At 73.2% G+C, this 26,955-nt stretch carries 26 protein-coding genes; 5 read left to right on the plus strand and 21 right to left on the minus strand.

Annotated features, from left to right (window positions below):
• Positions 1-38 precede the first annotated feature (38 nt).
• The 8 genes from AC07DC_RS17475 to AC07DC_RS17510 form a co-directional block, all read right to left on the minus strand.
• Entirely contained in the window at positions 39-998 is a 960-nt protein-coding gene (locus AC07DC_RS17475) for a DUF6397 family protein (protein WP_478915293.1), read from the minus strand.
• A 266-nt stretch (positions 999-1,264) separates the two neighbouring features.
• Entirely contained in the window at positions 1,265-1,675 is a 411-nt protein-coding gene (locus tag AC07DC_RS17480; RefSeq protein ID WP_478915294.1) for a roadblock/LC7 domain-containing protein, read from the minus strand.
• Positions 1,676-1,824: 149 nt separating this feature from the next.
• The gene (locus AC07DC_RS17485; protein ID WP_478915295.1) at positions 1,825-2,433 is read right to left on the minus strand and encodes a GTP-binding protein; all 609 of its coding nucleotides are present in this window, start codon (positions 2,431-2,433) and stop codon (positions 1,825-1,827) included.
• Positions 2,414-2,797, minus strand: a complete 384-nt coding sequence (locus AC07DC_RS17490; protein WP_138353091.1) for a DUF742 domain-containing protein — start codon at positions 2,795-2,797, stop codon at positions 2,414-2,416. Before AC07DC_RS17490 ends, AC07DC_RS17485 begins: the two co-directional genes overlap by 20 nt.
• Before the next feature lie 6 nt (positions 2,798-2,803).
• A complete protein-coding gene (locus AC07DC_RS17495; RefSeq protein ID WP_478915296.1) occupies positions 2,804-3,223 on the minus strand; it encodes a roadblock/LC7 domain-containing protein in 420 nt (139 codons plus the stop codon).
• The gene (locus AC07DC_RS17500) at positions 3,220-5,919 is read right to left on the minus strand and encodes a sensor histidine kinase (RefSeq protein ID WP_478915600.1); all 2,700 of its coding nucleotides are present in this window, start codon (positions 5,917-5,919) and stop codon (positions 3,220-3,222) included. Before AC07DC_RS17500 ends, AC07DC_RS17495 begins: the two co-directional genes overlap by 4 nt.
• Positions 5,920-5,969: 50 nt before the next feature.
• On the minus strand, positions 5,970-6,740 hold the full coding sequence (locus AC07DC_RS17505) for an MHYT domain-containing protein (protein ID WP_478915297.1): 771 nt from the start codon (positions 6,738-6,740) through the stop codon (positions 5,970-5,972).
• A gap of 134 nt (positions 6,741-6,874) precedes the next feature.
• Positions 6,875-7,210 carry a YnfA family protein gene (locus AC07DC_RS17510; protein WP_478915298.1) on the minus strand — a complete coding sequence of 112 codons (336 nt, stop codon included), beginning with the start codon at positions 7,208-7,210 and terminating at the stop codon, positions 6,875-6,877.
• A 13-nt stretch (positions 7,211-7,223) separates the two neighbouring features.
• On the opposite strand from AC07DC_RS17510, the gene AC07DC_RS17515 reads away from it, so the two are divergent.
• Positions 7,224-7,823, plus strand: coding sequence for a class I SAM-dependent methyltransferase (locus AC07DC_RS17515; protein WP_478915299.1), 600 nt, complete (start codon positions 7,224-7,226; stop codon positions 7,821-7,823).
• Here the strand turns inward: AC07DC_RS17515 and AC07DC_RS17520 are convergent.
• Positions 7,807-8,700 (minus strand): alpha/beta fold hydrolase, encoded by an 894-nt coding sequence (locus AC07DC_RS17520; protein WP_478915300.1) that lies wholly within the window; start codon positions 8,698-8,700, stop codon positions 7,807-7,809. The two genes, AC07DC_RS17515 and AC07DC_RS17520, sit on opposite strands and share 17 nt — an antisense overlap.
• 108 nt (positions 8,701-8,808) lie before the next feature.
• Here AC07DC_RS17520 and AC07DC_RS17525 point away from each other — a divergent pair, with 108 nt between their 5' ends.
• Positions 8,809-9,348 (plus strand): PadR family transcriptional regulator, encoded by a 540-nt coding sequence (locus tag AC07DC_RS17525; protein ID WP_478915301.1) that lies wholly within the window; start codon positions 8,809-8,811, stop codon positions 9,346-9,348.
• 42 nt (positions 9,349-9,390) lie between these two features.
• Here the strand turns inward: AC07DC_RS17525 and AC07DC_RS17530 are convergent, their stop codons facing one another.
• Together AC07DC_RS17530 and AC07DC_RS17535 are read right to left on the minus strand one after the other, a co-directional pair.
• The gene (locus AC07DC_RS17530; RefSeq protein ID WP_478915303.1) at positions 9,391-9,696 is read right to left on the minus strand and encodes a hypothetical protein; all 306 of its coding nucleotides are present in this window, start codon (positions 9,694-9,696) and stop codon (positions 9,391-9,393) included.
• A 44-nt stretch (positions 9,697-9,740) separates the two neighbouring features.
• Positions 9,741-10,121, minus strand: coding sequence for a deoxyxylulose-5-phosphate synthase (locus tag AC07DC_RS17535; protein WP_478915304.1), 381 nt, complete (start codon positions 10,119-10,121; stop codon positions 9,741-9,743).
• Positions 10,122-10,245: 124 nt separating this feature from the next.
• Here AC07DC_RS17535 and AC07DC_RS17540 point away from each other — a divergent pair, with 124 nt between their 5' ends.
• On the plus strand, positions 10,246-11,202 hold the full coding sequence (locus AC07DC_RS17540; protein ID WP_478915305.1) for a hypothetical protein: 957 nt from the start codon (positions 10,246-10,248) through the stop codon (positions 11,200-11,202).
• Between the two features lie 48 nt (positions 11,203-11,250).
• Here AC07DC_RS17540 and AC07DC_RS17545 read toward each other — a convergent pair whose 3' ends face one another.
• Positions 11,251-12,633 (minus strand): FAD-dependent oxidoreductase, encoded by a 1,383-nt coding sequence (locus tag AC07DC_RS17545; RefSeq protein ID WP_478915306.1) that lies wholly within the window; start codon positions 12,631-12,633, stop codon positions 11,251-11,253.
• A gap of 137 nt (positions 12,634-12,770) precedes the next feature.
• Here AC07DC_RS17545 and AC07DC_RS17550 point away from each other — a divergent pair, with 137 nt between their 5' ends.
• Positions 12,771-14,027 (plus strand): DUF4032 domain-containing protein, encoded by a 1,257-nt coding sequence (locus AC07DC_RS17550; RefSeq protein WP_478915307.1) that lies wholly within the window; start codon positions 12,771-12,773, stop codon positions 14,025-14,027.
• A 3-nt stretch (positions 14,028-14,030) separates the two neighbouring features.
• Here the strand turns inward: AC07DC_RS17550 and AC07DC_RS17555 are convergent, their stop codons facing one another.
• The 7 genes from AC07DC_RS17555 to AC07DC_RS17585 all read right to left on the minus strand — a co-directional run bounded on the left by AC07DC_RS17555 (position 14,031) and on the right by AC07DC_RS17585 (position 23,942).
• The gene (locus AC07DC_RS17555) at positions 14,031-17,291 is read right to left on the minus strand and encodes a hypothetical protein (protein WP_478915308.1); all 3,261 of its coding nucleotides are present in this window, start codon (positions 17,289-17,291) and stop codon (positions 14,031-14,033) included.
• 131 nt (positions 17,292-17,422) lie between these two features.
• Positions 17,423-18,004: an NADAR family protein gene (locus AC07DC_RS17560; protein ID WP_478915309.1), complete on the minus strand. Its 582-nt coding sequence runs from the start codon at positions 18,002-18,004 to the stop codon at positions 17,423-17,425.
• Between the two features lies 1 nt (position 18,005).
• The gene (locus AC07DC_RS17565) at positions 18,006-18,548 is read right to left on the minus strand and encodes an MOSC domain-containing protein (protein WP_478915310.1); all 543 of its coding nucleotides are present in this window, start codon (positions 18,546-18,548) and stop codon (positions 18,006-18,008) included.
• 63 nt (positions 18,549-18,611) lie between these two features.
• Positions 18,612-18,797, minus strand: a complete 186-nt coding sequence (locus tag AC07DC_RS17570) for a hypothetical protein (RefSeq protein ID WP_478915311.1) — start codon at positions 18,795-18,797, stop codon at positions 18,612-18,614.
• Between the two features lie 80 nt (positions 18,798-18,877).
• Entirely contained in the window at positions 18,878-20,218 is a 1,341-nt protein-coding gene (locus tag AC07DC_RS17575; protein ID WP_478915313.1) for an esterase-like activity of phytase family protein, read from the minus strand.
• Between the two features lie 128 nt (positions 20,219-20,346).
• Positions 20,347-21,240, minus strand: a complete 894-nt coding sequence (locus tag AC07DC_RS17580; protein WP_478915314.1) for an ABC transporter permease — start codon at positions 21,238-21,240, stop codon at positions 20,347-20,349.
• A complete protein-coding gene (locus AC07DC_RS17585; RefSeq protein WP_478915315.1) occupies positions 21,237-23,942 on the minus strand; it encodes an alpha/beta fold hydrolase in 2,706 nt (901 codons plus the stop codon). Before AC07DC_RS17585 ends, AC07DC_RS17580 begins: the two co-directional genes overlap by 4 nt.
• A 223-nt stretch (positions 23,943-24,165) precedes the next feature.
• Here AC07DC_RS17585 and AC07DC_RS17590 point away from each other — a divergent pair, with 223 nt between their 5' ends.
• Positions 24,166-24,651, plus strand: a complete 486-nt coding sequence (locus AC07DC_RS17590) for a nuclear transport factor 2 family protein (RefSeq protein WP_478915316.1) — start codon at positions 24,166-24,168, stop codon at positions 24,649-24,651.
• An 87-nt stretch (positions 24,652-24,738) separates the two neighbouring features.
• Here AC07DC_RS17590 and AC07DC_RS17595 read toward each other — a convergent pair whose 3' ends face one another.
• Positions 24,739-25,362: an LAETG motif-containing sortase-dependent surface protein gene (locus AC07DC_RS17595; RefSeq protein ID WP_478915317.1), complete on the minus strand. Its 624-nt coding sequence runs from the start codon at positions 25,360-25,362 to the stop codon at positions 24,739-24,741.
• A 179-nt stretch (positions 25,363-25,541) separates the two neighbouring features.
• Complete coding sequence (locus tag AC07DC_RS17600; RefSeq protein ID WP_478915318.1) at positions 25,542-26,939, minus strand: NADP-dependent succinic semialdehyde dehydrogenase; 1,398 nt, start codon at positions 26,937-26,939, stop codon at positions 25,542-25,544.
• Between the last annotated feature and the right edge of the window lie 16 nt (positions 26,940-26,955).

Consider the following 26,955-nt stretch of genomic DNA (forward strand, 5'->3'; position numbering starts at 1 on the left):
GCGAACACCGTTCAGGCGCGCCGCCGGGCCAACACCGTTCAGGCGCGCCCGAACAGCTTCTTGCGGCGACGGGTCCCCGCGCGGTCCCCGGGCCCCCGCAACCGCCAGCCCCGTCGCGGCTGCGGGGGCGGGGGCGGCTCGGGCTGGTGCTCCAGATCGGGCTGATGCTCCGGTCCGGGTGCCGGACACGGCTCCGGCCGGTGCTTCGGCTCCGCAGCGGTGGCCGGGCACGCCGTCGGGCGGGTGGCCGGACTGGGAGCGGGCCGAGGAGCCGGCCGCGGAGCCGGCCGGTCCTGCCGGGCGCGGTCGAGGGCCTCGGCCAGCGAGAGCCGGGCCAAGGCGATCTCGTCCGGATGGTCCGCGGTGACTGCCGCGTCGATCACCTCGCGGGAGGCGAACTCACCGGGCCTGCCCGGCGGCAGACAAGAGCGCAGCCTGCGCAGATAGGCCCGCTCGTACAGATCCTGCACCACCTCGGCCGCGCCGTCGGTCCCGAGCAGCGCCGACCAGACCGCCGCTTCCTCCCACGCGTCGGCCGCGTCCCGCACCAACTGCCCGGCGCGGCGCGCCCGCCAGCCACGCGCGCGGTGGTCCGCGCCCTCCTCCAGGACACCACGCAGCGTTACGGGCAGCCTGCCCCGCAGCGCCTCGGGATGATCCCGGGCGTACTGCCCGATCTCGTCGGCCAGGTACATCCAGACGACGGCCCGGTACCGGTTGACGTACCAGCGGACAGGCCGGATGAAGCCGCCTTTCGCCAGCTTGACGAAGCGGTCGCGGCTGACGCCGATGAGCTCCGCTCCGTCACCGCTGCCGACCACGCGCAGCCGGTCGCGCAGGGCCTGTGGGAACCCCTCCGCCCCGCGCAGCCGGTCGACTTCCTCGCGCGGGACGCGCCTGCGCCCCTGCCCTGCCAGGACGGCGCGGACCTCACCGAGCTGGACGGCCAGCTCGAACTCTCCCGTTTCCAGTCCCAGTTCTTCCCTGGCCCGGTTCATCCCGAGCGCCTCACCCGCCGACGCCTGCCCTGCGGGTGCTTCCCCTGCGAATGAATCCCCTGCGGGTGGTGCTTCCCCTTCCACTCCGGCCGATTGCTGCACGACCGCGAGCGACTCCCGTACGACCATGACTTCCCCCACTGCCTCGACTACTGACAGTGACGAATCTAGCGCAGCCCGCCGACCCGCCCACCTGGCCTGTGGACAACTCCGCCGGGGCACCGACGACCATGGGCGCACCACCGCAAGGCAGGAGCGCCGGTGGCTCAGCCTCCGGCAGGGGTGATACCCGGCTGCCGTGGCGCGACCCCGAGGTGCTCGCCGACTCGGTGCACCAGCAGCGTCATCTCATAGGCGACCTGGCCGACGTCGGCCTCCATGCCGCTCAGCACCGACAGACAGCTGCCGTCGCCGGCCGCGGTCACGAAGAGGTAGCCCTCGTCGAACTCCACCATCGTCTGGCGTACTCCACCGACCCGGAACTGCCGGCCGGCACCCTTCGCAAGACTGTGAAACCCGGACGAAACGGCCGCCAGATGCTCGGCTGTCGGCCGGTCCAGGCTGCCGCTGGCCCCCGTCACCAGCCCGTCGTTGGACAGCACCAGCGCGTGCTGGACATGCGGTACCCGTTCCGTCAGGTCGTCCAACAGCCATGCGAGTCCATTGCCCACCGTCATTCCCCGACCTCCCCGTATCGACTGCGGTACGAGACTGTCCTGAACAGCGCGCTACGGCAAGTCCCCATCGCGTCACGACCGGTATCCGTATCCGGTACCGGGGCCCGCGGAGGCCGTGGTTCCGCCACCGGGCGCGGACGTCGCGCCTGTCAGCCGACCGGGCGCAGCTGCCGTTCGGCGTGCATCCGTTCGGCGTGCTCGACCAGGGCGATGAGCACCGACTTTCCGGATTCACGGTCCCGGGCGTCGCACAGCACGACGGGTGTCCCCTCCGTCAGGTCCAGGGCCCGCGAGACGTCCTCGGGCCGGTAGGAACGCGCGCCGGAGAAGCAGTTGACGCCCACCGCGAAGGGGATGCCGCGATGCTCGAAGAAGTCGACCGCGGGGAAGCAGTCCTCCAGTCGGCGGGTGTCGGCCAGTACGACGGCACCCAGCGCGCCGTGCGACAGCTCGTCCCACAGGAACCAGAAACGATCCTGCCCGGGGGTGCCGAAGAGGTAGAGCGAGAGCCCGGTGCGGATCGTGATCCGTCCGAAGTCCATGGCGACCGTGGTGGTGGTCTTGCGTTCCACCCCGCCGGTGTCGTCGACTCCCCTGCCCGCCTCGCTGAGCGATTCCTCGGTACGCAGCGGCCGGATCTCGCTGACGGCTCCCACCAGCGTCGTCTTACCGACTCCGAAGCCGCCCGCGACCAGAATCTTCAACGCCAGGGCGGGCTCGTCACGCCTGCCCGGTCGCTCAGAGCGCACGAAGTCCATCGATCACCTCTCGCAGAATGTCTTCGCCGGGCAACTCGGCGGGCGCCACCGGCCGGCGCACCCGGACCCACCCCAGCGTCAGCAGATCGCCCAGCAGGACGCGTACGACGCCCACGGGCAGGTCGGAGTCGGCCGCGATCTCCGCGACCGACAGCGGATCGGTCCGGCACAGGGCGAGGATCGTGCCGTGTTCCGGGGCCAGGGCAGGGTCGCCGGCGGCACCCGGTTCCGCGCCCGGTTCGGCGACGACCTGCGCTATCAGGTCGAGATGGGCGCTGCCCCCGTCGCCCCGGGTCCGGCCGCCGGTCAGGGCGTAGGGACGGACCATCGGGCCCGCCTCGTCGTCGTACCAGCGGCCGTCCATGTGCGCTCAGCCGCCTACCGTGGTGTCGGAGGCCGGCCGGTCGGGAGTCCGCAGATGCTCCCCCACCTGTTTGACGAGCCGGGCCATCTCGTAGGCGACCAGCCCGACGTCCGCCGCGGCGGTCGCGAAGACCGCGAGGCACGAGCCTTCGCCCGCGGCGGCCACGAAGAGGAACCCGCCGTCGAGTTCGACCATGGTCTGCCGTACGTCGCCGGCGGCGAAATGCCGGCCGGCGCCCTTGGCAAGGCTGTGGAATCCGGACGCTACCGCCGCCAGGTGCTCGGCGTCCTCGCGGCTCAGCGCCCGTGAGGCGCCCACCGCCAGGCCGTCGTTGGACAGGACCACGGCGTGCCGTACCCCGGCCGCCCGGTCCGTCAGCTCGTCCAGCAGCCAGTCCAGCCGGCCGGACCGGTTCGCCTCGATCATGCCGGGTCTCCCTCGTTCGACGCCGAGCGGCCGGCCGGACGGCCACCGCCGCGCGCCCAACCGCTGCGGTACGCGGTCATGATGGCGCGGATCTGCTCCGGGGTACGTCCGCCCGCGTCCCCCGTCTCATCGTCCGGGCCGTTCCCCGGCACCGGTCCGTGCTGTTCCGGGGCGGGCCGCTCCAGCAGTTGCGGGGCGAGGTTCGCCTTCCGTACGCGACGTGGCAGGTCGTCGTCCCCGTGCGCGGTGCCGTTGACCGGCGGGCCCGCCGGACCCGGCGGATGCGCGGCCGGGGCGGCGGAGGTGGCGGAAGCGCGGACCACGACCGGCTCCGGTGGTACCGACGGGCCCGGTGAACCCGATGAGCCCGACGAGCCCGACGACGCATTCGCCCGCTCGCTGCCGTACGCGCGCCTGTCACCGCCCGCCCGCTCGTTTCCGTCGTTTCCGTTCCGCAACTCGGCTCCCTGCCGCACTCCGTTGCCGTTCCGCCGTTCCGCCCCGGTCCGCGGTTCGGTCCCGTTCCCCAGCTCGCCCCCGCGCCGCGACGGAAGCGGCCGGACGACGACCGGGTCCTCGCGGTGGGCGCGCTGGGCGCGGTTGCGTTCGGCGGCACGGCGGGCGGGAGCCGGGTCGGGAACGTAGCGCTCGATGAGCGCGGTGGGCAGCAGCACGACGGCCGTTGTCCCCCCGTAGGGGGACGGGCGCAGCGAGACCTTGACGTCGTGCCGGGCGGAGAGCCTGCTGACCACGAACAATCCGAGCCGGTCGCTGTCGAACAGGTCCAGTGCCTGGGCGCGTTCGATGCGCCGGTTGGCTTCGTCGAGCGCCCCGCCGCCCATGCCCAGACCGCGGTCCTCGACCTCCAGCACGTAGCCGTTGCCGACCTGTTCGCCGTTGATCCGCACCTTGGTGTGCGGGGGAGAGAACTGGGTGGCGTTCTCGACGAGTTCGGCGATCAGGTGGGTGAGGTCGGCGACCGCGCCGCCGACGACGGCGGCCTGCGGCAGCCGCCGCACCTCGACCCGCGCGTAGTCCTCCACCTCGGCGACCGCGGCGCGCACCACGTTCTGCAGGGGTACCGGACGGCGCCAGGCCCGGCCCGGGGTCGCGCCGGACAGGATGATCAGGCCCTCGGCGTGCCGGCGCATACGGGTGGTGAGGTGGTCGAGCCGGAAGAGGTCCTCCAGCTCGCCGGGGTCCTCCGTGCGCCGTTCCATGTTGTCCAGCAGCGCGAGTTGGCGGTGGACGAGGACCTGGCTGCGCCGTGCGAGGTTGACGAACACCCCCGTGACGCCGCTGAGCAGCTCGGCGCGTTCGACGGCGGCGGTGAGCGCGGCACGGTGGACGGTGCGCAGCGCCTCGCCGACCTGGCCGATCTCGTCCGCGCCATGGGTGCCCCGAGGTGCCTCGGCGTCCAGGTCGATCTCCTCTCCCGCGCGCAGCCGGCGCATGGCGGACGGCAGCTTGCGGCGGGCGAGTTCCAGCGCGGTGTTGCGCAGTTCGACGAGTTCGGTGACCAGGGCGCGCCCGATCCGCACCGAGACGATCAGCGAGACGACGACGGCGAGCAGGCCGAGCAGCACCGCCGCACCGGAGGTGCTCACCAGGCCCCGGAGTACCGGGTCGGTGCCGGACGAGGCGGCGGAGGCCGCGCCGCCCGCCGGAGTGTCGATGGCGCGCAGCCCGGTGAGGACCGGGCCGGCGGCGGCTGTCCAGGTGTTCGCCGGCGCGGCGGCAGCGGCACGCGGTCCGGGGTCGGCGCGCAGCACCCCGTCCTCCAAGCCGAGCAGTGCGCTGTACGGTGCGGAGCCGCTCAGCTTCTCCCAGGACGAGCGGTCCGCGCCGCCCAGGTCACGGGCCGAGGCGTCGATCAGCAGCCGCCGGGTCTGCACGGCGCCGGTGAAGTCGCGGTAGCGCGGGCCGTCCAGCGAACCGGTGAGTTCCGCGACGGAGAGCAGGGCGTCCTCGCGGGCGAGCATTTCGCCCGCCCGCCCGAACTCCAGGGCGACGCGGCTGCCGGACGTCAGGACCGGGTCGGAGCCGGCGGTCAGCACGCCGATGGCGGAGAAGGCGTTCTCGATCGCGGCGCAGTAGCCGCGGTACGTCTCGTCCCAGCCGGCGGCGCGGGCGGTGACCCGCGCCCGCAGCGCGCGCAGACCGCTCACGCCGTCGATGAACGTCCGTACCCGGGGCGCGACATCGGACGGCAGCCCGATGCCGTCGGCGATCGTGTGGGTGCTCCCCTGCCGCAGGGCGCCGGCCGCCCGGTCGGTGGCGGCCGCGCTGCTGTCGAGTTGCGCGGCGCGGGCGGCGGTCGGGGCCGCCAGATACAGGGCGGCGGCGCGGCGTTCTGCCTGCAACGCGGTGACGGAGGCGGCGACGGGACCGCTGATGTCCTTCTCGACCTGCTGCGTCCGCAGCCGGCCGGAGACGTCCTGGGCGGCGTTGACGGCGGCGAAGCCCCACAGGGCCATCAGCGAGACGACGGGCACCATGAGGATGGAGACGATCTTCGCCCGCACCGTCCTCGGCCGCAGCACCAGCCTGGGGGTGAACCGCGACCCCGCCCCCGGCCGTCGCGGACCGCCGGTCCGGGCGGGGCCCTCCGAGCCGGCGTCCGTACGCTGCGGGACGTCCGGGCCGCCGGGATCTGCCGCCGACGGCGTCCCCGCGGCCAGGGCCAGCGGAGACATCCGCTCGTCGGCGGGCGGACCGGCATGCGCGCGGCGGCCGCGCGGAGCGCTCACGCCGCACCCTCGCGCAGCGACTGGGCAGACGCGGAGGCGGCGCGTTCACGGGCGCTCGGGGAGAGCGCGACGAAGGCCGAGGTCAGGAAGAGGTACGAGCCCAGGCCGACGACGAGCGGGAAGAGGAACGCGGTGGCGCTCGCGCCCGGCAGCACCTCGGACGACGGACGGACCACCACCCGCACGGCGAACATTCCCGTGTAGTGCATGCTGCTCACCGCCGCGCCCATCACCAGCGACGCCCCGGCCACCACGACCGGCCGGTGGACCGTCAGCGCCGCCCACAGCGCGGCCGTGGCGGCGGCCAGCGCGATCAGCACGGACAGCACGACGCGCACGGGGTCGTAGCCGATGGAGCCGTGCAGCCGCAGGGCCGCCATCCCGACGTAGTGCATGGCGGCGACGCCGAGTCCGGTCGCCAGGCCTCCCGCCAGCAGCGAACGGATCCGGCCCTTCCCGTAGCCGACGATGAACACGCCGATGCCCACGACGCCGACGGCGATCAGCAGGCTCAGGACGGTCAGCGGCACGTTGTAACGGATCTCGGTGCCGGAGACCCGGAAGCCGAGCATCGCGACGAAGTGCATCGTCCAGATGCCGGTGCCGAGCGCGCTGGCCGCGGTCAGCAGCCAGTTGCGCCGGGAGCGGCCGGTGGCGCCGAGCGCCCGTACGGTGCAGCGCAGGCCGAGGGTCGAGCCCACGCAGGCCATGACGTACGACAGCGTCGGGGTCAGCCAGCCGAAGCCGGCTTGGTCCATGTGTCCCATGGGTCCGGGACGCTAGTCCGCTGCGGTTCGTGCGCCTTCGGCATTTCGGAACCCGGCGGATATTGACAATCTCGTACGTTGATCCGGCCCCGAACGATCGCGCAAAGCTCGAACATGCGCGCAGGCGGGGCGTTTCAGCCATTGCGTGGCGCATACATGATGACGCCCACTCCCACCAGGCAGACGAGCGCACCCACCACGTCGAACCGGTCGGGCCGGTAGCCGTCCGCCACCATCCCCCACACGAGCGAACCGGCGACGAACACACCGCCGTACGCGGCCAGAATCCGGCCGAACTCGGCGTCCGGCTGCAGGGTCGCGACAAACCCGTAGCACCCCAGGGCCGCCACGCCCGCCCCCATCCAGGCCCAGCCGCGGTGCTCGCGGACGCCCTGCCAGATCAGCCAGGCACCCCCGATCTCCAGCAGGGCGGCCAGGACGAACAAGGCGCCGGAACGCAGCGTGATCATGCGAACATGATGCATGGAGACCGAACGTGAACGAGTCCGCGAATTCTTCGCCGCCAAGGCCGTGGGCTGGGAGAAACGCTTCCCCGACGATGCTCCCGCCTACGCGGCGGCCGTCGCGGAACTGGGCCTGCGACCCGGGCAGTCGGCTCTCGACGCGGACTGCGGCACCGGCCGCGCCCTGCCCCCGCTGCGAGCGGCCGTCGGCCCGGCGGGCACGGTCGTCGGCGCCGATCTGACTCCGGAGATGCTGCACGAGGCGACCGTGCTCGGCCGCCACCACGCCGGCTCGCTCATCGAGGCGGACAGTGCGTGCCTTCCCCTGCGCGACGCGTGCCTCGACGCCGTCTTCGCCGCCGGACTCCTGCACCATCTGCCGGACGCCGCGGCCGGACTGCGCGAGTTCGCCCGCGTCACCCGGCCCGGCGGCCGGCTCGCGCTCTTCCACCCGATCGGCCGCGCCGCGCTCGCCGCCAGGCGCGGCCACACCCTGCACGAGGACGATGTCCGCGCGAAGCCCAACCTTGCCCCGCTGCTCACCGATGCGGGCTGGGAACTGACGGTGTACGACGATTCCGACGACCGGTACCTCGCCGTCGCTACGCGGGTGAGCTGACCCCGGCGATTCGACCGGCAGCCCCAACCGCGCACGCGCCTTCACCGGCGTCGGACCCGGAACCGGAAGCGACACCGGTACCCGCGCCCTCACCGGCGATCGCGCCGGCGAAGGCGTCCGGGTTGTCGAACATGATGTTGTGGCCGGCGCCCGCCACCGTCTCGACCCCGACACCCGCCGCCACCAGCTCCGCCCGGCCGTCGACGTCCGCGCTCAACTCCCCCACCAGGAAGGTGCGGGGAATGTCCATGGCCAGCAGCATCGTCCGCATCGTGGGCTCGCTGCCCCGTGCCAGCCGGGTGGCGGTGCGGTAGAGCGCCACCGGGTCGGCGAGCCGCATGGTGGCCCCCCACGTCGGGCCCACCCGCTCCAGCACGGCGGCGAATCCGCCGCCGTCCACGAACTCCCTCTCCTCGTACCTGGCGATACCGCTGCTGCCCGCTCCGACCGGCGGGTTCGGGTCGAGATTGGCCTCGGCGAGCACCAGCCGGGCCACCAGGTCCGGGCGGCGGTGCGCCAGGACGATCGCGACCGCTCCACCCATGCTGTGCCCGACGACCTCGGCGCCGCTCACCTCCGCCGCGTCCAGGACCGAGGCGACCGCGTCGGCGTGCTCCTCCAACGAGTAGCCGAAGTCCGCGGGCCGGTCGCTGATTCCGAATCCGGGCAGGTCCACGAAGAGCGACCGCCGGCCGGCGAGCGCCGGATGCGCCGCGACATGCGCGAAGTACGGCGCGGAAGCCGCGCCGAGTCCGTGCAGGTAGACCCGTGCGGGGCCGTGGCCGGCCGCCTCCGTCCACCGGATGAACGGCCGCCGCTCCTCCGCCGTACCGGCCGCTCCGCGTCCCGCCACTGGTCCGAACTCCGTCTGCCGCATGACCTGTCTCCCCTTCGCCCTCGTCGAATGACACGACTATACATCGTCGCCGATGTATTACGTCAACGATGTACAGCGCCGCATGCGGCGATGCGGGAGAATGGCCTCATGCTGGAGCTCGCGATCCTCGGTTTCCTGTACGACGCCTCACTGCACGGCTACGAGTTGCGCAAACGCATCGCCGCCCTCACCGGCCACGTCAAGCCGGTCGCCGAGAGCACCCTGTATCCGGCCATCAAGCGCCTGGAGAAGGCCGGCTGGCTCCGGCGCGAGACCCAGCCCGGCGCCGTCGCCGCGCCCCGCCACGTCCTCACGCTCACCGCCGAGGGCCGCACCGAACTGCGGCGGCGGCTGGCCGAGCCCGCGGAGCTCGATCTGAGCGACGAGAACCGCTGGTTCACCCTCCTCGCGTTCCTGCGCCACCTCGGCGACGCCCGCCAGGAGGCCGCGGTGCTCCGCCGCCGGCTCTCCTTCCTGGAGCAGCCCGCCAGCTTCTTCTACGACGGCGACCGGCCAATCCGCGCCGAGGAGCTCGACGACCCCTACCGCAGGGGTGTCCTCACCATCGCCCGCGCCACCAGCCACGCCGAACTCGGCTGGCTGCGCGCCACGTTGAAAGAACTCGGCGACGATCCGGACGCGACGTAGCGAGCAACGAGCAGTACCCCAGGCCGCAAACGAGCAGCGGTTCTAGGCCGCGGGCAGGCCGAGCAGGGCGCGGGCCATGGCTTCCGGCTCGGTGCCGTGTTCTCTGGCCAGTGTCAGCACCGCGCGCTGCGCGAGCTCGTTGACGCCGAACATCAGGGCGTCGGGGGCGACTCGGCCCGCGGCCTCGTCGATCCGGTCCTGGTCGTCGGCGATGCAGGCCACCACGTAGGTCGCGGCCGCGTCGAACAGGTTGTGCTCCAGCGGGGCCCGGTCCCCGGGACCCGCCGGGTCGGGTGCTCGCACCGGCAGTCGGAACACGTCTCCGATCCTGTGCAGCAGGCCGGGCATGTCAATCACCTCTCCCCGTCGCCGAGTTCGCGCTCTCCCCTGGGTTATCTCCGCTCCAGCGGGCGGGAACCCGGCTTGCCGGGACGGCGGTCGGTGAAGGAGAGGTCGTAGCGGGTCAGTGCGCGGACGACGGGCTCACCGGAGGCGGCGGCGTATGCCAGGCGTTCGCGTACCTCGCGGGGGGTCCGCGGGCGGAAGCCGGGACCGCCGCAGCAGGACTTGTGGAATCCGACGCCCGCGGTGAGGAGCACGGTGAGCGCCCGCCACGCCGGGGCATCGCTCCGGCGGGGCGCCGCGAACGCGGAACCCGCGTGGATCAGCTCGGCCGCGCAGCGCGGGCAGCGCCGGGCGCGCTCCGGCCCGTACTCCTGCTTGTAGGAGGCGCGGCACGGGAGGCAGACGTAGTGCGTGCGGTGGACACCCATACCCCGCAGGGTAAGGGTCGCGGTGCCCCGGTTCCGAGCGGTTTTCCCTCCGGGCGGGCCCCGCTATCGACGCGGAGGTTACCCCCTGGTTAAGGTGCGCGGACCGAAGAGAGGGAGGTGCCCCGTGACCGAGACGGACGACTACGCGCAGACGGACGACGATGCGTTGTTCGTGCTCACGGCGGCGATGCTGACGCCGGCGCAGTTCCCGAGCGTGCTCGCCGACGACTACCCGCAGGCCTGCGAGGTGCTCGGGCTGGAGCCGGCCAGGGACGGCTACGGGCTGCTCTTCGGACAGGACGGCGGCGGCGCCCGGTGGACCGTCGCGATCACCGACACTGCGCTGGTCGCGTGCGCGCTGGCGGCCTGGGACTGCGGGCTGGAGTACGACCTGTCGCCGGACGAGCGCTATGTGGCCGCCGCCCTGCCGGGCTGGCCGCTGCCGGTGGCCGTCGCCGCGCCGGGCGTGCCCGATCCGCACGATCCGTCGGAGGAGGAGGGCGGCCGTCCACCGCTGGCGCCGCCCGACCTGGAGACCTGGGGCGGAGCGCAGCGGCGGCTGGGCGCGGACGAGATCGCGCTGCGGTGGTGGGCCTGGCGCGACCAGCTCACCGAGGACTCCGCCGCCGACCCGGCACCCACCGCTGACCCGGCGCCCGAGGACGGCCCGAAGCCGGAGGAGAGCTCGGCCGCGGACCCGGCGATTGTCGATGAAGCGACCGGGGACGAGTCGGCCGACGAGGCGACCGACTCGGACGTGGCGCCCGATGCCGAGGCCGCCGGCGACGACGAGGACGACGCCAAGGGCGCCGGAACCGTCGTCGTGAGCCACGCGGGCGTGCGCAGGGCGCTGGAGAGCGCGGAGGCGTATCTCAGCGCACCGCCGCCGCCCGGACGCGTCAGGTCGGCCCACGGAGCGGTGCGCGCGGACGGGCCCGGCTGGAGCCTGGTGGCGCGGACCGACGACATGGCGTTCGTGCTGCTCGACGAGGAGCCGGGCGAGGTCCACCCGGTCCGCCGCGGCCCGGCGTTGCCGGCTCTGCTGGAGGCGCTGGACAAGCTGGCCGCCGGGCAGCACTGAGCCCACGCGGCCGGCCCCACCGGGTCGGCCTGTCCGGGCGCCGGTGCCTCAGTGCCCCCGCAGCTCGGCCTCCACCTTGTCGGCGGCCTTGCGTGCGGCGACCAGCACCGGGTCCCAGACGGGGGAGAACGGCGGTGCGTAGCCGAGGTCGAGCGCCGTCATCCGGTCGACGGTCATGCCCGCGGTGAGGGCGACGGAGCCGATGTCGACGCGCTTGGCCGCACCTTCCCGTCCGACGATCTGCAGGCCGAGCAGCCGCCCGGTGCGGAGCTCGGCGAGCATCTTGACCGTCATGGTCGCGGCGCCCGGGTAGTAGCCCGCCCGGCTGCTGGATTCGATGACGGCGGTGACGAACCGCAGCCCGGCGGCCCGTGCCTGCGACTCCTTGAGACCGGTGCGCGCGATCTCGACGTCGCAGACCTTGCTGACGGCGGTGCCGACGACGCCGGGGAAGGTGGCGTAACCGCCGCCGATGTTGATGCCGATGACGCGTCCGTGCTTGTTGGCGTGCGTGCCCAGCGCGATGTGCTGGTGGGTACCGGAGACGAGGTTGAGGACCTCGACGCAGTCGCCGCCGGCCCAGATGCCCTCCGCGCCGTGCACCCGCATCGCCAGGTCGGTGAGCAACCCGCCGTGCTCGCCGAGGGCGAGGCCCGCGTCCCGGGCGAGCGCGGTGTTGGGCCGGACGCCGAGTCCGAGCACCACGACGTCGGCCGGGTACTCGGCGTCCTCGGTCGCGACGGCCCGCACCCGGCCGTCGTCCCCGGTGAGCACCTTGCGGACCTCCGCACCGGACACCACCTCGATGTCCATGCCCTCCATCGCCTCGCGCACGAGCCGGCCCATGTCGGGGTCGAGCGTGGACATCGGCTGCTCGCCGCGGTCGACCATGGTGACCTCCAGCCCGCGACGGATCATGGCCTCGGCCATCTCGACGCCGATGTAGCCGCCGCCGACGACCACCGCCCGCCGCGCGCCGCCGCGTTCCAGGGTGCGCAGCGCGGCCTCGCCGTCGTCCAGGGTCTGCACGCCGTGCACACCGTCCGCGTCGATGCCGGGAATCCGCGGCCGGGTCGGGACGGCGCCGGTGGCGATGACCAGCTGGTCGAATCCCGTCCAGGACTCGTCGCCGCCCGCCACCTCCCGGGTGCGCACGCGCCGTCGGTCGAGGTCGATCTCGACGGCCTCGGTGCCGAGCCGCAGGTCGATCCCGCGCTCGCGGTGCTCGGCGGCGGTGCGCGCGACCAGGGCCTCGGCCCCTTCGACCTCACCGCCGATCCAGTACGGGATGCCGCAGGCCGAGTAGGACGTGTGATGACCGCGTTCGAAGGCGATGATCTCCAGGTCCTCGGGGTCCCGGCGCCTGCGTGCCTGCGAGGCGGCCGACATCCCTGTCGCGTCCCCGCCGATGACGACCAGTCGTTCCGCCATGTCTCACACGCTCCTTCTCAGCCGCTGCGACCACCGCAACCCGCACCACCGCATGATCACTCAACGGAGCCCGGCCCCCGAGAGTTTCCCCGACCCGCCTGTCCGGGCGCGCTGTGGCTGCCGCACACTTGTGCGTCATGGAGCTGCAGATCACCGCGACCGCGCCCGAACACCCGGCGGCCCTCCTCGACCTGCCCTGGGGCATCCCGCTGGAGGAGTGGCCCGACGAGTACCTGGTCGCCCTGCCGCGCGGCATCTCGCGCCATGTGGTGCGCTTCGCCCGCGCCGGCGACGAGGTCGTCGCGGTGAAGGAGGTCGGCGAGTGGGCCGCGGTGCGCGAGTACGGGCTGCTGCGCGACCTCGACCGGATGGCGATACCCGCGGTCGACCCGGTCGCGGTGGTGACCGGGCGGACCGGCGCGGACGGCGAGCCGCTGGAGCCCGTACTGATCACCCGGCACCTCAACGGCTCGCTGCCCTACCGGTCGATGTTCGAGACGACGATGCGGCCGGGCACCGTCAGCAGGCTCCTCGACGCCCTCGCCGTCCTGCTGGTGCGGCTGCATCTGACCGGGTTCGCGTGGGGCGACTGCAGCCTGTCCAACACGCTCTTCCGGCGTGACGCGGGCGCGTACGCCGCCTATCTGGTGGACGCCGAGACCGGCCAGATCCAGCCGAAGCTGACCCGCGGGCAGCGCGAGTACGACATCGAGGTCGCCCGCGTGAACATCTCCGGCGAGCTGATGGACCTGGAGGCGGGCGGCTCGCTGCACCCGTCGGTCGACCCGGTCCTGTTCGGCCAGGCGATCGCCGACCGGTACGAGGAGCTGTGGCACGAGCTGACCCGGGAGTCGGTCTACCCGGTCGGCAAGCGGCACTACATCGACCGGCGCATCCGCCGGCTGAACGAGCTCGGCTTCGACGTGGCCGAGATGCAGATCCAGCGCTCGCCGGACGGGGACGCGGTCACGTTCCTCCCCAAGGTCGTCGACGCGGGCCACCACCAGCGGCAGCTGCTGCGGCTGACCGGCATGGACGCGGAGGAGAACCAGGCGCGCAGTCTCCTGAACGACCTGGAGACGTGGATGGCCTCGCAGGACGACTACACGCCGGGCGACCCGCTCGGCGCCCGCCCCGAGGTCCTCGCGCACCGCTGGGTCCGCGAGGTCTTCCGGCCGACGGTCCGGGCGGTGCCCCAGGAGCTGCGGGCCTCGCTGGACACCGCCCAGGTGTTCCACGAGCTCCTGGAGCACCGCTGGTTCATGTCCGAGCAGGCGCAGCACGACGTGGGCCTCGACGCCGCCATCGAGGACTACGTACGCACCGCGGCCGCCGGGCAGCCGGTGGCCGTCCATCACCGGCCCGCCGCCGATGAGGAGACCACCGGCCCGTAGCCGTCAGATGGAACTGCGCTCCACGTCCACCAGGAGCGCCGATTCGACGACGCCCGGGTGCGGGTCCGCGCACAGCGCCGCGAGTTCGGCCGGCCACGGGGCCTGCCATCCGGACCGCCGGCCCGCCGCGCCGACCACCTCGACGGCGACCAGACCGGCGGCGGGAGCACCGCGGCCCCGCAGGCTCACGACCGTCTCGTGCACGGCAGGGGGCAGCGGCTCACGCCCGGAATCGAGATACTGCCGCTGTCCCAGGTCGAGACCGTGCGGATGGTCCGCGACCAGGCCGAGCCAGCGGTCCCACCGGTCGGGCGCCGGATCCCCCGCGCGCATCGCCGTCAGCGCGGTGTCCAGCGACGTCGCGGTGGCGGTGCGGCGCAGTCCCGCGCGCAGCAGGGCGTCGGTGACGACGTCCAGCACCGCGGCGGACGGCTGCCCGTAGCGCTGGGCGAGATGGTGCAGGATGCGGAGCGCGGAGCGCCGTACGTCAACCGGCCCCTCACCGCCCTGGACCGCGAGCGCGTCGAGGGCGGTGCGCAGCGCGGCGAGACCGACGGGCGAACCCGCCAGGCCGGTGAGGACCGCTGCCGCGCTCTCGCGAAGGCCGGAAGGCCGTCCGGGATCGGCGACGGCCGCGGCCAGCGGCCCGGCCACCTCCTCGGCCGGCCAGGCCCGGTGCTGCCACATCGCGCGGCAGACGGCCCCCGCGATCTCCGGTTCCGCGACGGGCACCAGCCCGGCGACGAACCGGGCGTAGGCGCCGCGCACCTCCGCAGGTACCGCGGCGACGTCCCCGGTGATGACGGCGTCACGAACGGCGGGCTGGTGCAACCGCTCGGCGAGCCGCGCGGCGACCGGTGGCCGGTCGATCCGCCCGACGAGCGGCCGCGCCAGGACGGCGAGGACGTCGCGGTGCTGACCGGGCGCGTCCCAGCCGGCCAGGAGCGCGGTGAACGCGGACTCGCCGGGCAGTTCCGTCAGTTCGGCCAGCGCGCGGGCCGCCTCCTTCCGGGTGCCGACGGGTGCGGCCCGGTCGCGGACGACGGGCGCGAGCAGTGCGACGGCCGCGCTGCCGGGCATGGTGCCGATCAGCCGACGAACGGCCGCCATGGCGGCCTTGCCCCGGACTCCCGCGCCCGCTGCGTGTTCGAGGAGCAGGCCGACCGCGCCCGTTCCCAGGTTGCCCAGCGCGGTGAGCGCCGCCGCCGCGACCGGCTGCGGCGCGTCGTCGGCGAGACAGCGCAGCAGCAGATCGTCGCGCAGGAGGGCGGCGGCGTCGGCACGTCGGCGCAGCGTCGCGTCCTCGTCGGCGGCGACCGCCACCAGCCGCTGGTCGAGCAGTGCCCGCTGGTGCGGTAGCCAGCGCCCGGTGACCGAGGGCGGCAGCGCGGGCACCCACGCCGTGCGGGTCGCCGCGCCGGGGTCCAGTACCGTGTCGAGCAGGTCGGTGCGGCGGTGCGCCAGCGTGTGCTGGACGCGGGGAACCGAGGCGAACGCCGGGTCGGCCGCGATGAGCCGGCCGCAGCGTTCCGCGCGGGTGGCCGGGTCGGCCAGCCAGACGTCCGCGGCGCGGACCGCGAGTCCCCGATCACCGTCCGACAGGGCGATGCTTTCGACGAGCGCGTCGAGTTCCGGCACCGGGGCGCCGTTGCCGGCGAGGAGTTCGGCCAGCGCGACGAGGTGCCGTGGACGCGGGTCGGTCCGCCGGGCGGCCTCCCAGATCAGTCGCTGCGCGTGGTCACCGAGCTTCAGCGGGACGGCTCCGCCCGCCCTGCGCGGGTCGGCGACGATCTCCGTCAGCAGGAGGGCGACGGCCGCCGCCCGTTCTCCGTCGCCCCGGGCGGCGGCGACGGTCACCGTACGGCGCAGCCAGCGTTCGGCCGCCGCGAGGGAGCGGGCGGTGGAGTCGCGGGACTGGACGGTTGTCAGCGCCATGTCACGCAGGCAGTGCGGCGGCACGGCGCCGAGGAGCCGGGGCGGAGTCGCGGCCGCCTGGGTGAGGGCGGCGTGGCGGACCATCTCCTGGTCGTGCCAGGCCCGTTCGCAGGAGGCCACGATGCGGGCGTAGTCGGCCGGATCGCCCTGGAGCTGTGCGCTGGTGAGCAGGACAGGCCAGGCCTGGGCCCGTTCGTGCACCCGGTGCGAGTCGGTGAGTTCACGGATCAGTGGTTCGGCGTCGGCCGGCGGCATGACGGCGGCGACCCGGCGCCGCAATCGGGGGCCTCGCACCGTCCGGCGCATGAACTGCTCCAGGAGGACGGCGCGGTCGGCGGGCGCGAGGGCGGCCACCGCGGTGAGTGGAAGGCCGTAGCCGCCTCTCGCCTCCGCCACGCGCGCCTCCACCAGGCGAAGGCGGGCGCCGGCCGGCAGCAGGAGCAGCAACGGGTCCGGCGCCACCACCGTGCCGTACGGTCCGCCGCGGCCGGTGGACGACGCGCAGATTCCGGCGAGTTCGGTCAGTTCCAGTGGGTCGAGTGCGCGCAGCGCGCGAAGCGCCGCGCGGGGCAGGGGCCGCGCGTCCAGCGGCAGTTCCTTCGTCCCGGTACGGCGCACCGACTCCAGAACGGCCCGGGGTCTGCGCAGCAGAACGGACATGGCGCGTTCGGTCAGCAACTCCGGCGCCCGTTCCAGGAGCAGCATCCCGGCGTCCGGATCCCGTTCGACGAGTGTGGTGACCAGCCGGCGGTCGTTCGATCGTGCGACTCCGCCGTGCTGCGGATCGGTGGATGCCCGGTGGTCGTCGGCCAGTTGGGCGGCCAGCGCGCCAGGAGCTGTCCGGGCCAGCGAACGGAGCACCCCCGGCGGTGCGTCCAGCCTGGGCAGCCACTCCCCGGCGGTCCCGGGCGTGCAGGCGGGGAGCAACCGGGCGGCCTCCGCGCGGCCGTAGCGTTCGTGCACCTGAGGCAGGAGCCGGTCGGCGAGGGCGCGGCGGCGGGAGAGGCGCAGCACGCGGTAGGTGTCATGGCGGACGGCGCGGATCTCGCTCAGTGCGAGGGCGGCCAGGGCCTGTTCGGGAATCGGGAGCCTGATCGCGGCCGCCAGCGCCCGGGACCGCAACAGCGGGTCGTCGAGTGCTGCGGTGACCGCGCCGAGGTCGCGGCGGGCGACTGCCAGGAAGAGGGCGGTGTGCCGTTCGTCCGGATCACCGGCGTCGAGCGCGGCCCGCAGATCGCGGTACCTGCCGGCGTCCAGGGCCCGGGCGTATTCGGCGAGGGCCCGCATACGGGCCGGGAAGGGCAGGTGGTCGAATTCGTGTGGGGTCATCGCGATCACCGGAGGGTCGCGAGGCCAGCCTTTCGGATCATCATGACCGTGATGCTCGCACCCCGGGGAACCGCCCGCAACGGTATTTCCGCCAACTCCCGGCAGCCGCACCGTCCACGTCTGCTCAGTGGCTACTGCTCTGCGGCGAGCCGGGCGCGGGCCTCCATGAGCGCGAAGCCGAGCAGGTTGAGCCCGCGCCAGCGGGCCGGGTCCTCGGCCCGCTCGTCGTCGGAGGCCAGTCCGATGCCCCAGATCCGGTCGAGCGGGCTGGCCTCGACGAGCACGCGCTCGTTCGTGCCGAGCAGGTAGTCGCGCAGCTCAGGGTGTTGCCCGAACTTGGCCACGCTGCCGTCGACGACGAGCGCGAAGCGCTCGCGCTGCCAGGTCGCGTCGTCGAAGCCGCGCACCGAACGCCCCGCCGCTTTGGCGGCCTTGGGGTGCACGGCCGCCACGGCGGCGCGCTCCGCCGCCGCGTCGCCGAAGAGCCGGGCCTTGCCGGCCATCATCCAGTGCTCGGCGGTGGCGTACTCCACGCCGTCCACGGTGAAGGGAGACGGCCACCACTGGCTGAAGCAGCTTGCGCCCACGCTGCCGTCGCGCTGCGGCCGGTGGCCCCAGAAGTGCACGTACTTGACGCGCCGCCCGCCGCGGGTGTGCTCGATCAGCTCCGCGACGGAGCGGGCACCTGCTGCCGTGCTGTCCGTATCCGCCATGTCACACACGCTCCAGCGGCCGGTGCGGGCCCTCGGGCAGTTCGACCTCGATCGGGTCGCCCGGCTGCACCTCGCCCTCGGACAGCACGATGCCCATGATCCCGGCCCTGCGGATCAGCTCGCCCGCCTCGTCGCGGAAGACGACTTCCTTGAGCAGGCCGGTGCGGAAGTGGTCGATCTGCAGGCAGGGGTTGCGCAGCCCGGTGATCTCGACGACCGCCGACGCGCCGAGCCGCAGCCGGGCGCCGACCGGCAGGCCGAGCAGGTCCACCTGACGGGTGGTGACGTTCTCGCCCAGGTCGCCGGGGGCGATGTCGTAACCGGCGGTCCGCAGCTCGTCGAAGAGCTCGGCGTGGAGGAGATGGACCTGGCGCAGGTTGGGCTGCGTCGGGTCCTGGGCGACGCGCGAACGGTGCTGGACGGTTACGCCCAGGTGGGCGTCGCCCTCCACGCCGAGACCGGCGAGCAGCCGGATGCTCTCCTCGTTCGGCTTGGTGAAGTGATGCTCCGAACTGCGGCTGACCGCAGTGACCGTCCCGCCCATGAGCCGTTGCCCCCTCGACCGGTGGATGATTCCACGATCACCCTACTATCGGCGAGGGGCAGGTCAGCGGCCTATTTCCCGGCGGGAGATCCTCTTGAGCCGACGCCGCTGCGAAGGATCAAGTGTCAGATACGCGGCCACCGGCACACCGATGACCACCAGCAGCGCGAGCCAGAACGGGACGCCCAGAATCATCAGGACGATCCCTATGCCCACGCCGCCGACGGCGAGCTTCGCACGATTGGACATCTTCCCCGCCTCCGTCCGCGGCACATGCCGCGCTTGTCAGGAAGAACGCCCAGTGGTCCGTCCTGGTTCCCGGACACGGCTCACCGGGGCAGCGGCCGGTCCAGCCGTACACGTACCAGAGTAGTCCGCACACCGCTGTCGACCAGGCGTCCGGCGGCGTCGAATGCTCCCGGGCCGTCCGTCATGCCGAAGTCGTTGTCATTGATCAGGACAAGCGTGGAGCGGTCGACGACGGCGACCCCCTCGATCTTCTGCGGCACGCCGGGGACCGTGTTCAGGTCCAGCGCGAGCCGCTTGGCCAGGACCGGCACCCCGGCCGCGGCCGGGTCGGCGAGCTGCTCCAGCGAGGGCGCGGTCGCGGGGTCGTCCCAGGACCGGCCGAGAATGTTGTCCCGGCCGCGCAGCGTGACCAGCTGCACCCGGGCGGCCTTGTCGGTGCGCTCCTCGACGAGCAGCCGGTCGCGGCCGACGGCGACGACCGAGGAGATCTTCAGCTCGGAGGGGTCGGTCTCGCTCGGGTCGACGACGTTCACCGGGTCGAAGCGGTAGACGTACTCGGCGGTGATCGCGCGGTGGCGCGGCGAGAAGCGCAGCAGGCGGGTGGTGAGCGAGGTCTCGCCGGCGGTCTTGTCCGGGTTGGACAGCGGGCTCTGCACGGCGATCACCAGGTCGCCGCCGGGCAGCTGGGTGAGTCCCTCGAAGCCGCGGTTGACCTTGCGCTGGAGCAGGATCGCCGGAAGCGACTCGACGACCGGGTAGTCGGCGCCGGTCGGACCGAGCCCCTTGGGCACGTAGCGGGCCAGCACGCGGCCCTTCGCCGAGACATGGACCAGCGAGGGGCCGTACTCGTCGACGAGCCAGAAGGTGCCGTCGTCCGCCCGGACGATGCCCTCGGTGTCGAGGCCGTTCGGGTTGTACGCCAGCGCGGTGGAGGCGTCGTAGGTGAACGGCGTCTCGTCCCGCGAGGCCTGGTTGGACAGCCCGGTGACGGGCGCGCCGTGCGAGGTGGTGATCGGGATCGCCGTCAGCACCTTGAGGGTGTCGCCGACGACCTTGACCTTGACGATCGCCGGGTCGAACCCGGGCACGGGGAACGTCCGCCGCTTCTCCTTGCCGATCTTGATCTGGCCGTTGGGGCCCCGGTCGGTGACGGTCCAGTACTCGCCGGGACGCCCCGCCGGGAAGATGTCACTGCCGATGCCGCCGAGCTTCACCCCGCGGTCGTCGCCGACGGTGCCGGGCAGCAGGCCGTTGCTGAACGTCCCCAGATCGATGGCGGGCAGCGTGGCGGTGCCGGTGACCCGCGCGGCCGGCTGATGCGCGGCGGGCGCGCCCTCGGCCTGGCCGGGCAGACCCATGGCGGCGAGCGCGGCGACCGGGATCACCACCGCCACCGGACGACGCAGAAAACGCAGAGCCATCGGACCTCCCCAGAACGCCAGTACGTCAAGCGCCCCAAGGCTCTGCGGTCCGGCCCAACGCGGGCCCACGTCCCGGTGAACTCCCGCCCAGCGTTGGACGAACGGCACCTTCCGCCGGGCCCTGCCGCTCAGGACACGACGTCCTTCGTCCGGAATCCGCGGAAGGCGAGGGCGGTCAGCACCAGGGCGTAGGAGACGGAGACCGCCGCGCCCTGGATCATGCCGGACCATTCGAGCCGCGGTTGGAGGGCGTCGGCCCAGGAGTACTGCCAGTGGGCGGGAAGCAGATCGCGCCAGGAGCCGAGGGCGGTGACGGCGTCCAGGACGTTGCCGACGATGGTGAGCCCGACGGCTCCGCCGACAGCGCCGAGCGGAGCGTCGGTGATCGTCGAGAGCCAGAAGGCGAGCGCCGCGGTGACCAACTGGCTGACGAAGATGAAGGCGATGACGATACCCAGCCGCGGCAGCGCCGTGCTGGACGGCAGGGATCCGCCGGTGGGAATCTGCAGATCGCCCCAGCCGTAGGCGACGGTCCCCGCCGCGAGGGCGACGACGGGCAGCAGGAGCATCGCCGCCGCGCTGAAGCCGAGCGCCACCACGAGCTTGCTGGTGAGCAGCCGCATCCGGGGCACCGGCGCGGCCAGCAGGTAGCGCAGCGAGGACCAGCCAGCCTCCGAGGCGACGGTGTCGCCGCAGAACAGCGCGACCGGCACCACCAGCAGGAAGCCCGCCGAGACGAACAGGCAGGTGGCGGCGAAGTTGGCGCCGGAGGCGGTCGCGGTGTCGATGAGGGAGGGCCCGTTGCGGCTGTCGCTGCCGTCGGGCTGGCCGCCGATGGCGAACGCCGCGATGAGGATGAAGGGCAGCGCGGCGAGCACGGCGCCGACGACGAGGGTGCGCCGCCGCCGCAACTGCCGCATCGCCTCCACCCGCAGCGGCAGCGTGCGGCGCGGGTGGTAGCCGGGTGCGGTGGACGTGGCGGGAGCGGAGGCCGGGGTGGGTGCCGGGGCGGTGGCGCTCATGCGTTGCCTCCGATGAGGGTGAGGAAGGCGTCCTCCAGGCGGCGGTGCGGTCCGACCCGGGTGACCGGGACGTCCAGCCGGACGAGTTCGACGAGGAGTTGCGGGACGGTCATGCCGTCGAGGGCGATGAGCAGGCCGTCGTCGCCGCGGACCACGCCGGAGAGCCCCGGCAGCTCGGTGACCTTCTCCAGGACCCCTTCGGGCAGTTCGCCCTCCACCCCGACGAGCAGGGTGTCGGCGGAGCCGGTGATCTGTCCGACCGGGCCCGCGGTGATCAGCTGCCCGCGGTCCATCACGACGAGGTGGGTGCAGCTCTGTTCGACCTCGGCGAGCAGATGGCTGGAGACGATCACCGTGCGGCCCTCGGCCGCGTACCGGATGAGGACCTCGCGCATCTCGCGGATCTGCGGCGGGTCGAGGCCGTTGGTCGGCTCGTCCAGGATCAGCAGATCGGGCATGCCGAGCATGGCCTGCGCGATGGCGAGCCGCTGCCGCATGCCCTGGGAGTAGGTGCGGACCGCGCGCCGCAGCGCGTCGCCGAGGCCGGCGATCTCCAGCGCCTCGTCGAAGTGCGCGTCCTGCGCGGGCCGGCCGGTGGCCTGCCAGTACAGGTCGAGGTTGGCGCGCCCGGACAGGTGCGGCAGGAAGCCGGCGCCCTCGACGAAGGAGCCGACGCGGGACAGCACCGGCGCACCGGGCCTGATGGCCTCGCCGAAGACGCGGATCTCGCCGCCGTCGGGGCGGATCAGCCCCATCAGCATCCGCAGCGTGGTGGTCTTACCCGCGCCGTTGGGGCCGAGGAGTCCGAGCACCTGCCCGCGTTCGACGCGGAACGTCAGATCGCGGACGGCGTAGCGGTCGGCGGACTTGGCGTACTTCTTGCTCAGGTCCGTGATCTGCAGCGGTACACCGGACAGCGCCGGGTCGGGGGCCGGGGTGCGCACCCGGCGGCGGCCGGTGAGCAGCAGCAGAGCGGCGACGACCGCCGCGCCGAGCGGCATGCCCCAGGTCCACCAGGGCAGTCCTGCCGCCGCGGTGGCGACCTTGGGGTCGGTCGGCAGCGTCAGCGCGGGAGCGGCGAGCGAGACGGTGTACGTGGCGGCCGGGGCCGGTGAGGCGTAGGCGAGGTCGGTACTGGCCAGGACGAGCCGCAGCCGGTGGCCGGCCGCGAACTGGTGGTCGATGGCGGGCAGCCGCAGCTCGACGTTCTTGCCGGCGGCCGCGTCGCTGACGCGTATCGGGGTGACGAGTTGCGCGGGCAGCGACTGGCGCCCGTCGGCGGAGACGTCGTAGAGCTTCGCGAAGAGAACGGCGTCGGCCGCCGCGGTCCTCACGCGCACAGTGACGGTGGGCGAGCCGGTGACGCGGATTCCGGAGCCGAGCGGGCCCGAGTCGAACCGGGCCGACTGGCCGGGGAAGTCCAGCGAGATGCCGGCGCCGAGGCTGGACAGCTGGGAGATTCCGCCGATGCCCGGGAGCGAGGAGATCGCGGGCGGGTTGCCGCCCGCCGGATTGGTGATCGTCTGCTCGCCGCCGGTGAGCGCGACCGTACGCGAGGAGGTGCCGGCCAGGCCCGGGTAGCGGTCCGCGGTCGCGCCGCGCAACACGGCGCGGCCGTCGGTGGAGTTCACGCCGCCGGTGCGGGTCACCCGGAAGGCCGGTCCGGTGCCGGCCGAGGTGTCGCCCTTGAGGTAGCGGTCGAACCAGGCGGTGACGCGGCCCTGTACCCGGGCGGTCTCCAGGTCGCCGCCGTCGTGGCCCCCGGCGATCCAGTCGACGGCGACGGGCGCGCCGCCCGCGGCGATCGCCTTCGCCATGGCGTCGGCCTGGCCGAGCGGGAAGAGCGAGTCGCTCTGGCCCTGCACGATCAGGGTCGGCACCTTGATGCGGTCCGCGACGGCGGACGGGCTGAGGCTGTCCAGCATGGCGCGGGCGTCCGCGTCGGGCTTCCCGGCGACCGCGACCCGCTGGTACATCGCGCACACGGCCGGCGCGAATTGCCCGCACGCCCGATCGCCGGCCCGTGCGCCGCTGGAACCGTCGGAACCGCGGGGGTCGGTGGAACCGCGGGGGTCACCGGGGTCGCTGGAACCGCTGGAGAAGAAGATCCCGGCCCAGAGCTTCTTGTAGACGCCGCCGGGGAAGAGCGAGTCGGCGAGGTTCCAGTAGGTGATCTGCGGGGCGATGGCGTCGATCCGCCGGTCGTACCCGGCGGCGAGCAGCGAGATCGCTCCGCCGTACGACGCCCCGGCGACCCCGACCCGGGGGTCGCCCGCCGCGTCGAGCCGCACCTCGGGCCGTTTGGCGAGCCAGTCGACGAGCCGGCTCACGTCGGCGACCTCACCGTCGGCCGCGTTGAGGCCGATGGTGCCCGTGGACTTCCCGAAGCCGCGGGCGGACCAGGTCAGCACCGCGTATCCCTGGCGCGCCAGGTCCTCGGCCTGGTCGTGCATGTCGTCCTTGCTGCCACCGAAGCCGTGCCCGAGCAGCACGGCGGGGCGGCGCTGCGTCCCGCCGGCGGTGAAGAACGACGTGTCGAGCCGCTCCCCCTGCCCGGGGAGCATCGCGTCCTGCTGGTGCACGCTCGCACCGCCGGACGAGGCGGCCGACGACGCGACCGCCCAGGTTCCGGCGCCACCGAGCAGGGCGAGCACCACCGCGCCGGTGAGCAACCGCTTGCGCCGCGGCAGTCGAAGATCCATGGCCCGATCCTACGGTCGCCGCTACGGCCGACCTCGAACCGGCCGAGGGATTCCCCGCGTATTCACAGACACCGCCGCCGCGTACGCCGGTGGGCGGGCGAGGTGGCCCGGCCGCTGCCGAGGCGGACGGCCGCCGCCCTTGACTTCTCGAACGGCCCGTGCGATCCATGGCGGTTCCGACCGCCCAACGGCCCCTCGGGGGCCGCGAAGTACCGGGAGCCGCATGCTGACGCTCACCGAAATCTCCGACCGGCTGGAGATACAGGATCTGATGGTCGACTACTGCCACGCCGTCGACACCCGGCAATGGGACCTGCTGGACGACGTGTTCGCGGCGGGCGCCGTCATCGACTACACCGCGACCGGCGGGCCGCGCGGCACCCTCCCGGAGGTCAAGGACTTCCTCGGCTCCGTGATGGGGCAGTTCCCCGCCTACCAGCATCTCCTGGGCAACGCCTCGATCAGGCTCGACGGCGACCTCGCGACCGGCCGCACCATGTGCCACAACCCGCTGGTCCTGCCCGGCGAGCGGGGCGCGGCGGACGGCGGGGTGCTGCACTGCGGTATGTGGTACATCGATGCCTTCGTCCGCGTCGGCGGCGCCTGGCGGATCGCCGAGCGCGTCCAGGAGAAGTCCTACATGCACTTCGCGCCGCCCGCGCCGCGCGGTCCCCGGGAGCCCACGTCGTCCGAGCCGGCGTCCGGCTGACGAGAAGGGCCCGCACCCCTGGACATTCCAGGAGTACGGGCCCTCCGACGCGCTACGGGGATTCCGCCTGCGGGGTGATCCGTCGGATCAGCTGTGCGAGGAGCGGCGCTTGCGGTTCATGAAGAGCAGACCCGCACCGGCGGCAACGACGGCCGCGGCGATCCCACCGATGATCGGCGTGGAGCTGGAACCACCGGTCTCCGCCAGGTTGGTCGGCGGGGTGGACTGGCTCGGCTTGACGACCGGCGCGCTCGACGTCGGCGTGGCCGGCGTCGTGGCGGGCGGGGTGGTCGGCTTGCTCGGCGCCGTGGTGGGCGGAGTGGTCGGCGGGGTGGACTCGTCACCCTTGCAGGGCGCGACCGTCTTGGTCTCGTCCTTGTCGAAGTTGTGCTTGGCGCTCGTGTCGCCCGCCTTGACGACGAGGTGCACGGACACGTCCTTGGCGTGCTTCGCCAGGTCCAGCGTCTTGTGGAAGGAGTTCTTGAACTGCGTGGTCGCCAGCAGGTCCTTGCCGTCCACGGTGATCGTGACGGTGTTCTCGACGCTGCCGTTGTACTGCGTGAGGTCGACGGTGACCTTGTCGCAGGTGACCGACCAGACCGGCGTGTGCGCCGATGCCGGCGTGGCGAGAACGCCCGTGCCGACAAGTGCCGCGAAGCTGACAGCGGCTATCGCACCGGTACGAACCCGGCCGTGGTGCTTTATCTGCATCAATCCTCCATGAACATCCCTTGGCGGCACCCCCGTTGAGCCGCACGTGTGCGAGAGGCGGACCCTACACCCGCCCCTCCCCCGCCCCGACACCGCCCCAGGTGTCCAGCCGGCGCCCGCTCAGCAGTGACCCCCGGGGCCTCAGGGGCACCGGGGGTCACCGACGGATCGGCCGACGGTCAGGAGGTCGCGCTGTGCCACACCGTGGTGACGTTGCAGAACTCGCGGATGCCGTGGCCGGACAGCTCGCGCCCGTAGCCGGAGCGCTTCACCCCGCCGAACGGCATGGCCGGGTGGGAGGCGGTCATGCCGTTGAAGAAGACGCCGCCCGCCTCCAGGTCCCGTACGAAGCGCTCCTGTTCGGCGTCGTCCCGGGTCCATACGTTGGAGCTGAGGCCGAACGGCGTGTCGTTGGCCAGCCGCACCGCCTCGTCGAGATCCGCGGCCTTGTAGAGGGTGGCGACCGGCCCGAAGGCCTCCTCGTGGTGGATCCGCATCCGCTCGGTGATGCCCGCCAGTACGGTCGGCTCGTAGAACCAGCCCGCCGCCTGCGCCGCGGGGCGCTGACCGCCGCAGAGCGCCGTCGCGCCGAGCTTCTCGGCGTCGGTGACGAGTTCCTCCAGGTCGGCCCGGCCCTGCTCGGTGGCGAGCGGCCCGACATCGGTGGACTCGTCCATCGGGTCGCCGATCCGCAGGGCCGCCATCGCCTCGGTGAAGAGCGCGGCGAACTCGTCGTACACATCGGCGTGCACGATGAAGCGCTTGGCCGCGATGCAGGACTGCCCGTTGTTCTGCACCCGGGCGGTGACCGCGGTCTTCGCGGCCCGCGCGATGTCCGCGGACGGCATGACCACGTACGGGTCGCTGCCGCCGAGTTCGAGGACCGTGTGCTTGACGACATCACCGGCGATCGCGGACACCGAGCGGCCGGCCGGCTCGCTGCCGGTCAGGGTCGCCGCCACGACCCGCGGGTCGCGCAGGATCTCCTCGACGGCGCCGGATCCGACCAGCAGCGTCTGGAAGCACCCCTCGGGGAATCCCGCGCGGCGGAACAGGTCGCCCAGGTACAGCGCGGTCTGCGGAACGTTCGAGGCGTGCTTGAGCAGGCCGGTGTTGCCCGCCATCAGCGCCGGCGCGGCGAACCGGACCACCTGCCAGAGCGGGAAGTTCCACGGCATGACCGCCAGCACCACGCCCAGCGGGCGGTAGCGCACATAGGCGCTGGCGCCGCCGGAGTCCTTGACGTCGTCCTGCTCCGGGTGCTCGTCCGCAAGCAGCCCCTCGGCGCGCTCCGCGTACCAGCGCATGGCCTTGGCGCACTTGGTGGCCTCGGCGCGGGCCGCGACGAGCGTCTTGCCCATCTCGGTGGTCATGATGCGCGCGATGTCCTCGCACTCCTCGTCCAGCAGCGCGGCGGCCCGGCGCATCAGCTCGGCGCGCTCGCTGAAGGGGGTGGTGCGGTACTGGCGGAAGGCGGCTTCGGCGCGGGCGAGCTTCTCCTCGACCTCGGCGGTCCCGAGGGCCTCGAACGTTCTGAGCGTCTCGCCCGTCGCCGGGTTCACGGTCGCGATCGGCACGGCAATGCCTCCTGGG

This window comes from Streptomyces sp. NPDC045021, from assembly GCF_056432645.1.